Here is a 14,775-nt window from a genome sequence, read left to right as displayed (position 1 = left end):
TTATTATTTTTTATAGCCGTAGCCGAACGCGCCGTAATAGCTGCAGGTAGCCGCAGCGGACATGGAAGCTTGAATCAGTGCAGCCTTCACATCCCGATGCTCGTGATAATGCGCAAGGAATCCCCCGATAAAAGAATCGCCGGCACCCATCGTATCGATGACATTACCCGCCATATGAGGTTGGCTGCAGATGATGCCGTCTTTCGAAAACACAGCAGGCTCAGCCCCTCTTGTCACACCAACCACTTTTACACCCAACTGATGAACTTCCTCTAACAAGGAACTGATTTCGCCATGAGACATGTCGCTGCCCGAGAAAAAGGCATAAGTCAAATACGGGCAAATACGCTGCAAATATGCCTTATCCCAGCGCTTTGTTGTGGAAAAATCAAACGAAAGCGGTTTATGCGCCAAACGAGGCAGCTCGTGTTCCATATCACTGTTGACACTTGTATGCACGATATCATATTCGTTAATATAATCGAGATCATGCTGCGTAAGCTTAAGCATCAGTAAGGACTGGATCCGGATTCCCCGGTTTGTACCTACAAAAATCCGGTCACCTTCCTCATTGAGGGCAATGACTGCCTCAGCATTGGGGCCGCATGCCCGGCGAATACGGGAGATATCGATTCCTTCTTCACCCATGCATTTCACTACATGCTCAGCCGCCGCATCATCCCCGACGATTCCCAGATAAGCGCATGCACTCGCACCGTTTCGTTTACTGGCGATTGCCACATTCAAAGCGTTGCCTCCCGGATACATCAGTCCTTGGTCCTGATAATAATCGACAACGTTATCTCCGATTCCAATCAGCTTCATGGTCTCGCCCTCACCTCTTTTAGGCCTTTACTCATTTCGTAATTTAGTAGTCGCCAGCTCGTCAATTTGCAATCCCGCAGAGGAGTTCACCAACACTACCCCGTAATCCTTTTGTGCTGATTCCAGGGAAACTTTCCCTTCACGCACATCTTTGAGCACGGACTCCGTCGGGCGTTCATATGGATTTCCATATCCGCCTGATCCCGGCGAGCAGACGCTTATCAAGTCCTCTTTGTTCAGCGTAACCCCGGATATTTTAGAACCCAATTGCTTTAGCTCGCTTCCGCCCAGAGCTGCATGGAAGCTGCCCGGACTTCCGCTTTGCCCGCCCTCCAAGCCCCAGGGGGAGAATTTATGGCGGTCACCAAGACCTGTATAGCTCATCCCATCGTTCAAAATTCGGAAGTCTCTCTGAATGCCGAGGCCGCCTCTAAACCGTCCTGTTCCTCCCGAATCAGCACGCAGCTGGTACCGCTCTACCAATACCGGGTATTCGCGTTCCAACGCCTCCACCGGCAGGTTCGACGTATTGGTCATATGCACTTGAACGCCGCTTAACCCGTCTCCCCGGCTGTGTGCCCCGGAACCGCCTGCAATCGTTTCAAGATATACGAAATAGTTACCTGTCTTCGGGTTCGTACCCGAGAAAATAGCTGATGTCACGACACTGTTGCACGCTGCGAGGACACGTTCCGGGGCCACCTGGGCTAACGCCCCCAAGATCACATCCACCACTCTTTGGGCTGTATCGATCCTCTGTCCAACCGGAACTGGCAGCTTGCAGTTGACAATCGATCCTTCTGGTGCCGTTACCTGCAAAGCCCGGTAAATTCCTTGATTCGCGAAGATGGATTGTCCGGCAACTGCTTTGAAGCAATAGAATGCCGTTGTCAGAAGTCCCGAATATGTCATATTCAGCGGACCCGGCACCTGCGGGCTAGTTCCAGCGAAATCCACTTTAGCCATACCGTCCTTGATCGTTATCGCTGCCCGAATCGGAATCGGAGTATCTGAATTCGCGCCTGCATCATCCAAATAATCTTCAAACGTGTAGGTTCCCTCCGGCAGCGTGCGGATACCGGCGCGCATCAGATGTTCCGCATAGTCCAGCAGCGCATCGGTACATTCGGCAAAATAATCCGCACCGTATTTCCGCACGACCTCGCCCATTCGTTTCGCACCTGCAATATTCGAAGCGATTTGCGCATCCAGGTCCCCGCTCCGCTCCACAGGCGTCCGGGTATTCAGGATAATGTAGTCATACGTCTCCTGAACGAGATCTCCCGCCCGGCAAATGCGTCCTAACGGAATCCGCAGGCCTTCCTGGTAGATGTTGTCCGAATTCGCCGATACACTGCCCGGTACCATCCCACCAATATCGGAATGATGCGCAATATTGGCCACGAATGCTACCAGCCGTTCACCGATAAAAACAGGCGATACCATCGTGATATCGGGTAAATGAGTCCCACCTCCGGCATAAGGATCGTTGGTAATGAACATATCGCCGGGACGCAGCGACTGCGCCGGAAACTTCTTCAACACTTCGGTTACGACGCCGAGCATCGATCCAAGATGCATAGGCACATATTCAGCTTGCGCGATCATTTGCCCCTTTCCGTCGAACAGCGCTGTCGAGCAATCTTTTCTTTCTTTAATATTGGTGGAGTAAGCCGTCTTCACCAAGGTAACGCCCATCTCTTCTGCGACGGAGAGCAGCAAATTCCCGACAATTTCTAATGTAATGGGATCTATCCGTTTCATTGGTGTTCCTCCTCGCCAAAGGTATGAATCAGCAGATTGCGGTATGCATCCACTTGCATGGTTTGCCCCGGCAGCAGTAGGATCGTAGAATCCATCTGTTCGACAATCGCAGGACCCGTGACCCGATCCCCGGGAACCAGCTCGCTCCGCTGATAAATAGCCGTCTGGTAATAATCCGGACGGTTCGCTTCCGAGAAGTACACTTCCCGGTACAAAGACGATTGCACCGTCCGACTGCCGTTCTCATCCGCTCGCTGCAGTGTCGCCTTGGGCAGCTCACCAAGAGCGGTGACCCGATAGTTGACGAACTCCACGATTCCTGTCCGGTTTGAGTATCCGTAGTTTTTCTCATGCTGCTCATGGAAACGTACCAGTATCCCTTGCAGCCCTTCGACGGTTAATTCAGACCATTCGACAGGTATCGTTAATTCATAATTTTGTCCCTTGAACCGCAAGTCCAATCCCAGTACATATCTACGTTTCGCCTCTGCAATGCCTTCCTTCTCCAGCATCTCTGCTCCCTCTTGCTCCATCCCAGCGAAAAGTCCGCGGATTGCTTCCATGCTGCCAGCACTTGATTCAAGCAGTGAAGACCGGACATAGTCGGAACGAACGTCAGTCACCAGAAGGCCAAGTGAACAAAATGTACCCGGTGAAGGCGGAACCAGAATCCGGGGAATACCGAGTTCACGCGCCAACGCTCCACAGTGGAGTCCGCCTCCTCCGCCAAAGGAAACGAGCGTAAATTCCCGAGGATCGTATCCCTTCTCGACGGAAATCAAGCGGATCGCCCGCGTCATGTTCGCGTTCACCACAGAAAGGATACCCATTGTCGCTTCGAGCAGCGACAAATTCGTCCGGTCGCAAATGTGCTCCTGCACGACCTGTTTCGACGCTTCCACATTGAGAGCCATTCTTCCGCCCAGGATACCGTCCGGATTTAAACGGCCGAGTATCGTATTGGCGTCAGTCACAGTCGGCCGCGTACCGCCACGCCCGTAGGCTGCGGGTCCAGGCATGGAGCCAGCGCTTTCCGGCCCTACCTTCAGCGCACCGCCGGCATCCAGCCATGCAATCGATCCCCCGCCCGCACCGCATGCATGAATATCCAGCATCGGAATGCGTGCGGGAAAACCTTCAACTTCACGTTCCATCGAAATTTTTGGCTCGCCATTTTCAATCAGACTGAAATCAGCCGAAGTGCCTCCCATGTCAAACGTAATCATATTTTTATAGCCCGTCAGCTCGGCCAGATGCGCAGCTGCCACGACGCCGGCTGCAGGTCCGGAAACCGCTGTGCGTACCGGATTAGCTACAGATTCCTGAATTGAAATGATACCGCCGTTTGATTGAGTAATGTAGGGATCTACCGGAATACCCGCCTTCCGAACAGATTGCTGGAAATTTTCCATATACCGCTGCATAACCGGACCGAGATACGCGTTGAGAGCCGTTGTACTTAAGCGTGCGTATTCTCTAAACTCCGGAACTACCTGATGCGAAGCGGAAACGTAGGCTTCCGGGTACAAACTTCTGATTTCCTCTACCGCTTGCTTTTCATGTTCCGGGTTGAGATAGGAGAAGAGGAAACATACCGCTATTGATTGCACACCCTCTTGTTTCAAACGTTCAATCGCTTCACGTAGTCTATCACGATTGAGCGGCTTGCGTATGCTGCCGTCCGCATATAGGCGTTCGTCGACCTCCAGCCGCAGATGGCCGGGAATAAACAGTTCCGGCTTTTCCTTGAAAAAATCGTACAGACTTGGGCGGGTTTGACGCCCGATTTCAAGCAAATCACGGAACCCTTCGGTGACGAGAAGCCCCGTGAGCGCTCCTTTCCTTTCGATCAGCGAATTGGTAGCTACCGTCGTACCATGAGCGAGATAACGAACCTCCGATACCGGAACTTCGTTCATTTCCAGAATCTGCTCAACACCATTCATGATGGCCCGAGATGGGTCCTCCGGTGTGGAGGGTACTTTGTGGTTCAAGATCTCTCCCGAATGTGTATCAACCAATGTTACGTCGGTAAAGGTTCCTCCGACATCTACTCCGACCATGTAACGCATGTTTTTCCTCCTCGTACGCACTTGTACTGTACCCAGTTGTACTATGTTGTCTTCGATGTACTGTATTGTTACAAGGAAATTATATATCGGCGGTTTTGGTCAAACAATGTAATATATGACTTATTACTTGTCATATCGTCCTATAATTATTGGTTAAATCGGCTTTTTCCGAACGATAACAACCCAACACAGACGCACTTGTGGGTCAAAATTTGAAAATGCGGAATCGTACATGAATAATACGATATAATACAACTTTACAAAATAAATATTATCTCTCAGAGTTTTCCATTGCTCAAAAAAGCAGCACCGGAAAGCGTTCGCGCGACGCAGCCCTTCAGGTTCGTCAATGGTATCGCTTATTCGGCCACCGAAGGGCAAACCATTCGTTTGCCGTCATTCTGTGCAGTCATCGTTTCAGATGACGTTATATCCCTGCAACACCAACAAAAAACGTTCAAGCAGCTTCTGCATCCGCTTGAACGTTTTTTGCTTAAAATTCAGTATTCGGATCCTGAGTAAGGATTGCCCCGGTTCGAATCAGGCTTTATCGGAGATATCCCTGACTTGAATCACTTTCACCCCATTTGAATGAAGATGTTCGATATCTTTGGCATTGGTTTCCCAATCCGTAATGACGCAATCAAACGTCTCGATTGGAGAAACATAAGCTTTGTGGATTTTGCCGAATTTGCTGTGATCTGTCACCAGAATGCGTCGAATCGAGTTCGTGATCATTTTTTCCTTGATTCTCGCAGCCGATAAATACGGATCTGTAATACCTTGCCTTATATCAATCCCGGAAGTTCCAATAATACACAGGCTTGCTCGAAACTGCATAATCATTTGCTCTGCAATCGGTCCGACGATTCCGGCTTCCGAACGGGCATCCTCCGCAGTACCTCCACAAACAAACACCGATAACCCGGGTTTACGCATACATGTATAAGCGATGCCGATACTGTTGGTTACTATCGTAATGTCTTTGAACGTTGTAAGCAGATTAGCAAGATGGCTGTTAGTTGAGCCGGAATCGATAAATAGGGTATCACCCGGCTGAATCAATTTGACTGCTTCGGCCGCAATAGCCTTCTTATGCGATTCATACGGATCGCTTGGGCTTGCTGCTGCAGCACCCCTGTCCCCGACCTCGGTATTTTTGAGAAACGCCCCGCCATTTACCCGTTGGATATGACCCTCTGTCTCCATCTCCTGAAGGTCTCTGCGTATGGTGGGAAGCGATACTTCAAGCAGTTCAGCCAATTTGTTGACATTTAGAAATGTATGCTGCTTCAGGTAATTCATAATCATCCGGCGTCTGGCTTTCATGTATCCTCATCTTCTCTCGTATCATTTTTCAACCTCGATATCTGATTCTACTTTACTATAAACGAAGCGCCTCGAAATTAAAATATTTAAATGAATAAAAAAGAAAATTATGATTGATATCGATCATATTTACATGATATTTTGAATGATATTTACATATTATTCGTCTGCATTTTATACAAATCTGATATTCATCCCCTATTATTGAGAAAGAACGTGATCATTTTCAATCAAAATAAGAAAGGAATGTTGAACATGCGAGTACAGACAAAAGTGACGTTCTTTGGAACAGAAGCTGCAATTCCAGAATTAGGAGGTGAAACGGCCAGTTTTCTTATCAATGATGAGGTGATGGTCGATACGGGGTGGAATATCGTGGAAAATCTACGGCGTCACGGCATTGATCCCGGGAGTATCCGATATCTTCTGCTCACCCATATGCATCACGATCATTATATTTCCCTGCCCTCCCTTCTCTATTACTTTTTGATAACCAACAAGGATTTGTCCGGATTGAAGATTTTGGGTCCGGAAGAGGATTTGCAGCCAATTATGGATCATACCCTTGAATTTTTATTTTTGGGCCGCAAATTTTATCCGAACCGCAGCTACCCGACCATCATACCGCTGAAGCCGGGTGATCGTTATGACGACGAGCATTTCCACCTAGAAACAACCTCATCCCTGCATCCGGTACAGGCGCTGTGCTACAAATATACGGATAAGAAAACAGAAAAATCAGTTACTTTTACCGGTGACACGGCTTATCATCCGCCTATCGTCGATCTCGCCCGCGGCAGCTCGCTGCTCATACACGAAGCAACTTACGGAGCATCCCCAGCGAATCCATTGAAAAACGGCGGCTTACATTCCAGCGCAATGGATGCAGCGGAGGTTGCTAAAGCGGCGGAAGTTGGCCAGCTCGCCTTGATTCACGGCTTGCGCCGTAATATCGAATCCAGCATACAAGCAGCACAATCCATATATTCCGGCCCGGTTATGTGGCCTGCCAAGGATCAGACGATCCTGCTTTAAAATAAAAATACAGAAAGTGGTGAAGAAGTAATGAAACGCGCTGTTCGTACTAACTTGACGTTCCTCCTTGCCTTCATAATTGTGCTGACCGGCTGTTCACAAAGCAATCAATCGCCCAATGTCACTCCAACAGCTGAAGGCTCCAAGCCGTCTCCAGCAGCGGGCGCTGAGAAAATCAAGCTGAGAATGACCACATGGTCGAGCGCTTCCAGCTTGGAAATGCAGCAATCTGTTCTGGACAAATACATGAAGGAGCATCCCAATGTGAGCATCACCTTCGAATCGGTTCCTAATCAATACTCGGAAAAGCTGCTTTCTCAATTCGCCATTGGAGACGCGCCTGATATCATTATGGTGGGAGACAGCCAGGTACCGTTGTTCGCAAAGAACGGCGGCTTAGCCGATCTGACAGCTTTGTCAAAGGGAGCGAACGGGATCAACAAAAACGATTTCTATGAGGATGTACTGAAATTCGGTATGTATCAGGACAAGCTGTACGCCATGCCCAAGGATTGGACCAACATGGCCGTTATTTATAACAAGAAGCTTTTTGATGAAGCGAAGCTCCCTTATCCGGAAGCGGGCTGGACGTGGGAGCAAATGTACGAAACAGCAAAAAAACTCACTAAACGCGACGGAAATAAGGCGATTCAGTGGGGTCTTAAGCTGCCTGGAGCGGATCAGAGACGGGTACATCCACTCGTTTTTGCTTATAGCAACGGTATTGTCAGCCCGGATGGTCAAGCCTATGAAGGGTATATGAACAGCAAAGATATGGTCAAAGCGATGCAATTATTCAATGATGCGTATCATAAGGATAAAATTACGCCGAGCAGCTCCGACACCGACTCGTTTAAAGGCATTGATTTATTTGCTTCGGGAAAAGTAGCCATGGAGCTGAACGGACGCTGGCCCATTGAAAATTATTTAATAAATCCCGATTTGAAATTCGGTACCGTCCCGCTTCCCGCAGGACCCAAGGGCGGAGGAAATGTTATATTTTATGGCGGCTGGGGGATTTATGAAAAATCGAAAAACAAGGATGCTGCATGGGATGTAATCAAATATATGTCATCCAAGGGCGGAGCGGAAACTTTCGGCGATTTCGCTTTTGTCGGTTACAAACCGGTTGCCGAAGCAAAAGGGCAGCCAACCGATCCCAATTTCAAAGCCTTTATGGATGATATGAAGAACATCAAAATTGTTCCCGAATTTATAGATCCTGATTACCCCAAGACCGGACAACCTCCGTTTAAGCAAGTTCTTGAAAAGCTGCTGCTTTCCGGAACTGTAGACATCCAAAAAACATTGGATGAAGCTGCCGCTGAGGCTACGGCTAATAAACGCAAGAACAAATAAATGCTGCAGGCGGGTTTCATCCCGCCTATCTTTAGTAAAGGGGCCTGTTTTTATGGACGTATCACCCGCAAACATGCTTGAAAAGCCCCGGGTCCGTAAATCGGTTTTGGCACGGAAGGAAGCCCGGATTTTCTATCTGCTTATTTCCCCTTGGCTTATTCACCTAATTGTGCTGGATGCCGGACCCATGCTGGCTTCGCTTTATTTCAGCTTTACAGAATGGGACATGTTAACGAAGCATCAATGGATAGGCCTACGCAATTATATGACTGCACTAAACGGAGATCCTCTTTTCTGGAAGTCTCTGGCTATCACATTTGGTTTTGCTATTGTTTCGGTGCCGCTGAATATGACTTTCGGCTTGATTCTGGCGCTGCTCTTGAATGTATCGCTGCCGGGAACTAAATTATTCCGAACGATTTTTTATTTGCCTTCCCAGATCAACGGGGTGGCCGTTATGGTGATGTGGGCCTTTGTGTTTAATCCGGAAATCGGCTTGCTGAATGGATTCCTTGACATTTTTGGCATACAAGGACCGAAATGGATCTATGAGCCGGACTGGGCGCTTCCCTCTCTTGTTTTCATGAGCTTATGGGGCGTCGGAGGTAGTGCCATCATCTGGCTGGCCGGGTTGAAGGGAATTCCGGAATCGCTGCTTGAGTCAGCCAAACTGGACGGGGCGAATGGTTGGAAACGCTTTTTGCATATCACGCTGCCGCTTTTAACACCAACCATATTCTTCAATTTGGTGACCGGCATCATCGGGGCTTTACAAAAATTCGGTGAAGCTTATGTGATGACAGGTGGAGGCCCGTTGAATGCCACCCGCTTTTTTAACTATCATTTATACGATTATGCTTTCCAGAAATTCGAAATGGGCTATGCCTCCGCTCTCGCTTGGTGCTTATTTGTACTTATTCTCGCCTTGACGTTGTTGGTATTCTCAAGTTCCAGTAAATGGGTTTATTACGGAGGGGAGAAACAATGATGAGCAGAAACGGATTTTTTCTTCGTATTGCTGTCTATTTGCTCTTAAGCGCAGGCTCAATCGGTATGCTGTTTCCGTTTGTGTGGATGCTATCCACGTCCTTGAAGAGCAATGCACAAGTCTATGCATGGCCGCAAAAATGGATTCCCGATCCCATCCTGGGAATCAATTACATTAGAGCATTTACTAAGCTGCCGTTTGGCTTGTGGTTTGGTAATACAGCATTGATAACAGTGATCAGCGTGTGTGGCACTCTTCTATCCTGCACATTAGTCGCCTATGGCTTTGCCCGCTATCGCGCCCGCGGCCGCAATTTGCTGTTTGTCACCATGATCTCCACCATGATGATTCCATGGACCGTTGTCATGATCCCCAAGTTTTTCTTATATACTCAGCTCCACTGGGTCAATACGTTTTTACCGCTAACGGTGCCCAGTTTTTTTGGCAGTGCCTTCTCTATTTTTCTGCTTAGACAATTTTTTCTGACTGTACCTCCGGATACGGAAGAAGCAGCAAAAATCGACGGTGCTGGCGTATTGGGCATCCTCCGGCACGTACTGATACCGGTCACAGTACCTGTATTAGTCACAGTTGCCATCTTCCAATTCGATGCCGCATGGAATGATTTTCTCCAGCCTCTTCTATATTTGAATAAAAAAGAGCTGTTTACAGTTTCGCTGGGCATGAACTACTTTAATGCCGAGTATGATGTGCAATGGAATTACCTGATGGCCGTTGCTTTTGTGTCCATGGTTCCGAATGTCTTACTTTTCTTTATCGGGCAAAAATATTTCGTACAGGGGATTGCCTTAACCGGTTTAAAAGGCTGATCGTTTGCAACGTTTTTGGGAGGTATGTTTCGTTGAGAATAGTTATACTCGGAGATTTTCATATTGACCCTCAATATCCGGAATTGACCGTCCAAGCGATGGCTGATACGGCGCAGGTTTCTCCGGACTTGGTCATTCCGCTCGGCGACTTTGGAAGAAACGGGCTCATCGGCCGTCCTGAGGGTCTTCAAGAAGCAAAACGGTATCTCGACTTGATTGGCGCTCCCCTTCGACCTATTATGGGAAATCATGACTTGGAGCGGGAGTCCGGTTGTGGCGTACAACAGAAAGGAACGATGGAGGAAGCGTTCTTGCAGCTGTTTCAGCTTTCCGAGCCTTATGGAGTGATGGAATTTGCTGAATGGAGACTATTTTTCGCTTCTACAGAACCGCAACCGGAAGATTCCTGCTACGACGTTCAAGAGTGTTATGCAACGGATCATCAGTTCCAAACGCTCGTTTCAAAATTAAAAGAGCGTCCTGGCGTCCCGGTTCTCTTTTTTACTCATGCACCGCCTATCGGAAGCGGCCTGAGGACAGTCCCTCGTGTTCATGTCCGCTCCACGAACGCCTACTTGGATCAGAATCATGATCCATACCGTTGGTTAGAGCTGGTAAAAAAATTCCCGGAAATCGTCATGTGGTTTTCTGCTCATTATCATCTCAGTCATTCCTATCCGGACTCTCATACCCACGTATATGGAACACACTTCTTTCTTAACGGAGTACACGGTCCTTGTACCCGAGATGGGAAACGGCAGTCCAGAGTGATCGATATTGGGCCGGGAGGCGTGACGGTTCGCACTTTGGACCATGTCATGCGTGAAATTACGGAGGAAGGACGGTTCGAATGGTATGGAACGCTTTCGGACATGATGACCACGAATTCGAATGCTCCTGTCCAGCCTGTTTTCGCCGGCTCTTCTTCTTCAGTCCGTCTTATCTACAAGTGCCCAATCGGTGAAGGAGCACCCTTGCTATCCTGCATTGCGCCCATATCCAATGGCCGCTACCTCGTTGCAACAGCAGGAGGGTACTCTTGGGAGGTAGAACCGGCAACGACGGCCGTGTTGGGGACGCTGCATATTGGCCCTGCACTTCGCGGCATCGCGGCAGCAGACGGGATCGGATGGCTTGCTTGGGATCGTCATATCGGTTATTCCCAATTGTCCAATCCATGGCGATTCGTTCGGCGGGAGGATGATTCATGGCCGAAGGCTGTATATTCTTTTAAAGCGCCTGTTGAAGCCATTGCGCCAAAGACAGGGGGCCATATCTGGGTATCAGCCGCTGGCTGGTTATGGGAAGCGTTTTCGACGGTATCCGGCGGCTTGGAAACCAAGCGATTGGCGCGACTGCCTGAGCCATGCAAGCAGCTAACAGCATCCGGCGAAGAAGTGTGGCTAACCGGGCTGTCGGGTGCACTGTATGCTTGGCATGCCGCTTGCGACAAGCTCATTCAAGTACGGGAACAGGTTGCCGCCTGGGATTCATGGAAAGGTGAGCACGCCGCCTTAATCCCGGCAAAAAGCCAATATGAAGTTGAAACGGGTTTACGAAAATATCCGATTCCAATCACTCCCGCTGAGAACGATGCGGCCCAAATCATGTGTCTCGGACAAGATACTTTCTTGCTTACCTTACAGGAAAAAGCTTATTTGGCCGGAGCCCGGTTTGTGTCACCCATACTTCTGAATGACGATTCGGTCCAGGTTTATGCAATATCCAGAAGCATTGAAAACTCCTGCCAGTTTGCAGTATCAGCTGCAATGAAAAATGAAGGAACAGGCTGGCTCCAAATATGGAAGTATTAAGTTGACAGACAAAAGGGGGCGACGGAGTTCGATATGCCCCTTTTTGATCATAATTGAAGCAAAGAACAGAGAACCAGCCACATTTCCGGGTCTATTAGGGGCGAATATTGAAACTGATAATGAAGGTCATCTTATAATTAATTTCTCTTGGCTGATCGAAAAACTACAAGTTCTTCAGCGGCCTCCAGTTGCAGGAGCTTATTTTTCTTGGTCTCTTGGTCCCTACAGAATAAACATGATCGGTTAATTCAACCCCTTTTGGGGCAAAATCACCAACCATGTTGTGTGAAGCAATGACGACCTCATCACGACGGGCGAATTCCTTCAATGCACGTCCGACAATTTCCTCGCTTGTTCCGTCAGAGTATACATTCGCCGTATCGAAGAAGTTAATGCCTAATTCTAGCGCTTTTTTAACGGGCAAGACCGATTTTTCGAAAAATTCGATTCTCCTTGCTCCCGCTTGCGGCCGGAAAGGCATTTTTGTACCAAATGTCAAGAGCAGGGCTGCGGCAGAGAGGCCGACGGCGAATAGAAACAGAGCGTGGTACGACAGGTTCTGTGTGACCCAGATGCCGAATATCGGGCCGACCGCCATAGCATGGCCGCGGCCGTGCCAAACCATCCCATGCCTTCACCACGGCGGGCAGTCGGGATCATATCCGCAACCGCCGTATAAATGTCAGTTGTGGAAACGGCCCAGCGGCTGATATACAGTATCGCCATTACCATAGCAATGACCTGCAGTTAATATACCAAAACCCCCTTGACTAGAGGACATATGCTTAGAGTAAAGAGGTTTCTCAGCAGGCTGAACGGGCTGACCATATGGTCAGCTCGTTTTTCGAAAAATCCCTTTAAATAAACTAAATATTTTTATTATTGTTTTAGAAGAACCTTGAAAGAAGTCACTTAGATATTTTTGGACTAGGAACCCTACCAAACTAAAGAGTAGTGAAATAAATATTATAAACACAAATAGTTTTATTCCTGTTTCTATAAATTCCATTTAGACACAGCACCTCCTATTCAATTATCATTATATACTTAACGTTCGATAAAGCCTTTAGAGTATATCCTTATATATTCGAAAGAATTGACTATTGATCTCCACTTTTGGACGACCAAACTTTACACCCTCAGCCATAGCAACCTCAATACCTTCTGCTTGTCGTTGCTTATTTTTCCCCTCTCCTGCTCAGCCACATATGCTAACAAGCTTAAAAATTGGTCTTCCATAACTTTTCCAAAATCACCCATAGTCCGAAACTTTCTGGAATCAAATATTGTTTCATTATCTAAACAAAAGATTTTTTAGTTCACGAGTAATATACTTCAAGTCACTAATTATTCCATCGTAATCACGTCCTAATCTATCAAGGGCATCGATAGAGATTAGATCACCTTCTCTGATCATAAATCTCATTACCTGATAACGCGGTCGATTATAATCTTTACCACTTTATTTATCTACGAAAACGTATCGGTCATCAATACCAAGCTCTCTGAACTTGGCAAGTTGTCATTCAAGGTTCTGATCTTTGGCCGATACTCGTCCATATGCCATTTCCATATATTTCTCCCTAAATAATTGTGCCATATTGTATAAATGATCTCAACTATTCACAGCGAAGATATTCAGATGAACAAGAATAGAACGACAAATACATTTCAAAAGCGTTGACGTTCCCATTAAATTGTAACCAAGGTCATCCCTACTAAGTTCGCGTCGTTTCCCTGCGAGGACAATAAATAGGAGAAATTAAAAATAGAGGCGTGTTGTGATGCTTTTCCCGAATGATCGATACCATGCCAATAATTGCAGAACGAACATCTCGATACACCGAGCATACGATACCACGCACGCCTTCGCTTTCCCCTGCAAAGATTGGACACAGACTTAAGCCTTCCGTTTCCTCCGGCAGGTCGACGTCGCATAGCCCCGCAACGGTAGGGAAAATATCGATATTGCTAGCCAGCGCAAGCTCCTGCTTGCCCAGGCCCCTGGAATATAAGTGGAATGCGTACGCGGTGCTCGTACACGTTCTGTTTGCCCATCAGTCCGTGCTGCCCGACCGCCAAGCCATGGTCCGCAGTGTACACGATGTTCGTGTTGTCATAGATACCCTTAGCTTTGTCGTACATGCTTGCATACGGCTCCGGCGCGGTTCGCGGATCATTCGGCGCGGTATAAGCCACATACAATAACAACGGCCGTTCCATCCGGTATCCCTCAATAAAGCTGACTGCAGCGTCCGTAAACAGCTCTCCGTCGAGAATGTATTTTCCATGTATTCCTGTTCCTTCGGATAAGCCCCAGTCGGGACATAATCGTATACGGGAACCTGGGTATGCTCGCTCATTCCGTGAAAATACAGCTTATCCCCACCTTCAAAGCTTCGAGCAAAGCTTGCCTTGTCGTTATGCCATTTGCCGATCGCGTGAGTTTGATACTCGGCTTCGCGCATCGTTTGCGGCATCAGCCGAACTTCAGGACGAATTACGCTCGAATGCTCTCGGTTCGTCATGTCTTTGCCGATCGTTGCCCGGAAGATCGGAATGCCTATATGAACGCACGCTCTGCTCGGCGCGCAGACCGCACCGGATAATCGCAAATACTTCATGCTTGCTTTCACTTCACGATTACCTTGGCTTTCGTACATTGTAGTTACAACGGACAGCCTTCACAGCTTGCAACTCGGAAATGTCAGCTTACTCTGATGTACAAGCCTTGTGAGAAACTCTAGTAAAGCTTATTT

At 48.0% G+C, this 14,775-nt stretch carries 12 protein-coding genes and 1 pseudogene; 6 read left to right on the top strand and 7 right to left on the bottom strand.

Features of this window, described 5'->3' with window-relative positions; genetic code table 11:
• Positions 1 to 3: 3 nt before the first annotated feature.
• Genes BK127_RS36850 through BK127_RS36840 form a run of 3 tightly spaced genes read right to left on the bottom strand, consistent with a single transcriptional unit; the run spans position 4 to position 4,661 of the window.
• Positions 4 to 825 (bottom strand): PfkB family carbohydrate kinase, encoded by an 822-nt coding sequence (locus BK127_RS36850; RefSeq protein WP_076237676.1) that lies wholly within the window; start codon positions 823 to 825, stop codon positions 4 to 6.
• 27 nt (positions 826 to 852) lie between these two features.
• On the bottom strand, positions 853 to 2,589 hold the full coding sequence (locus BK127_RS36845; protein WP_076237675.1) for a hydantoinase B/oxoprolinase family protein: 1,737 nt from the start codon (positions 2,587 to 2,589) through the stop codon (positions 853 to 855).
• On the bottom strand, positions 2,586 to 4,661 hold the full coding sequence (locus tag BK127_RS36840) for a hydantoinase/oxoprolinase family protein (protein ID WP_076237674.1): 2,076 nt from the start codon (positions 4,659 to 4,661) through the stop codon (positions 2,586 to 2,588). Before BK127_RS36840 ends, BK127_RS36845 begins: the two co-directional genes overlap by 4 nt.
• Before the next feature lie 291 nt (positions 4,662 to 4,952).
• On the opposite strand from BK127_RS36840, the gene BK127_RS44180 reads away from it, so the two are divergent.
• The gene (locus tag BK127_RS44180; protein WP_076237673.1) at positions 4,953 to 5,183 is read left to right on the top strand and encodes a hypothetical protein; all 231 of its coding nucleotides are present in this window, start codon (positions 4,953 to 4,955) and stop codon (positions 5,181 to 5,183) included.
• 18 nt (positions 5,184 to 5,201) lie between these two features.
• On the opposite strand, the gene BK127_RS36830 is transcribed toward BK127_RS44180, so the two are convergent.
• Positions 5,202 to 5,990 carry a DeoR/GlpR family DNA-binding transcription regulator gene (locus tag BK127_RS36830; RefSeq protein WP_076237672.1) on the bottom strand — a complete coding sequence of 263 codons (789 nt, stop codon included), beginning with the start codon at positions 5,988 to 5,990 and terminating at the stop codon, positions 5,202 to 5,204.
• A 255-nt stretch (positions 5,991 to 6,245) separates the two neighbouring features.
• On the opposite strand from BK127_RS36830, the gene BK127_RS36825 reads away from it, so the two are divergent.
• Genes BK127_RS36825 through BK127_RS36805 form a run of 5 tightly spaced genes read left to right on the top strand, consistent with a single transcriptional unit; the run spans position 6,246 to position 12,016 of the window.
• Positions 6,246 to 7,025, top strand: a complete 780-nt coding sequence (locus BK127_RS36825) for an MBL fold metallo-hydrolase (protein WP_076237671.1) — start codon at positions 6,246 to 6,248, stop codon at positions 7,023 to 7,025.
• Between the two features lie 30 nt (positions 7,026 to 7,055).
• Complete coding sequence (locus BK127_RS36820; protein ID WP_076237670.1) at positions 7,056 to 8,384, top strand: ABC transporter substrate-binding protein; 1,329 nt, start codon at positions 7,056 to 7,058, stop codon at positions 8,382 to 8,384.
• Positions 8,385 to 8,436: 52 nt separating this feature from the next.
• Positions 8,437 to 9,372: a carbohydrate ABC transporter permease gene (locus tag BK127_RS36815; protein ID WP_256711603.1), complete on the top strand. Its 936-nt coding sequence runs from the start codon at positions 8,437 to 8,439 to the stop codon at positions 9,370 to 9,372.
• Entirely contained in the window at positions 9,372 to 10,202 is an 831-nt protein-coding gene (locus BK127_RS36810; RefSeq protein WP_076237688.1) for a carbohydrate ABC transporter permease, read from the top strand. The genes BK127_RS36815 and BK127_RS36810 overlap by 1 nt, the downstream gene beginning before the upstream one ends.
• Positions 10,203 to 10,234: 32 nt before the next feature.
• Positions 10,235 to 12,016 (top strand): metallophosphoesterase family protein, encoded by a 1,782-nt coding sequence (locus BK127_RS36805; RefSeq protein WP_076237669.1) that lies wholly within the window; start codon positions 10,235 to 10,237, stop codon positions 12,014 to 12,016.
• Between the two features lie 286 nt (positions 12,017 to 12,302).
• On the opposite strand, the pseudogene BK127_RS36800 reads toward BK127_RS36805, so the two are convergent.
• The 3 genes and pseudogenes from BK127_RS36800 to BK127_RS43235 all read right to left on the bottom strand — a co-directional run.
• Positions 12,303 to 12,497: pseudogene (locus BK127_RS36800) on the bottom strand (aldo/keto reductase); the annotation flags it as partial.
• Positions 12,498 to 13,987: 1,490 nt separating this feature from the next.
• On the bottom strand, positions 13,988 to 14,119 hold the full coding sequence (locus BK127_RS45890) for a hypothetical protein (protein WP_179097733.1): 132 nt from the start codon (positions 14,117 to 14,119) through the stop codon (positions 13,988 to 13,990).
• Complete coding sequence (locus BK127_RS43235; protein ID WP_076237668.1) at positions 14,074 to 14,679, bottom strand: sulfatase-like hydrolase/transferase; 606 nt, start codon at positions 14,677 to 14,679, stop codon at positions 14,074 to 14,076. The genes BK127_RS45890 and BK127_RS43235 overlap by 46 nt, the downstream gene beginning before the upstream one ends.
• Between the last annotated feature and the right edge of the window lie 96 nt (positions 14,680 to 14,775).

This window comes from Paenibacillus sp. FSL H7-0331, assembly GCF_001956045.1.
The sequence above is the reverse complement of the archived record's forward strand: the minus strand, read 5'-3'. Positions and strand labels throughout refer to the sequence as shown.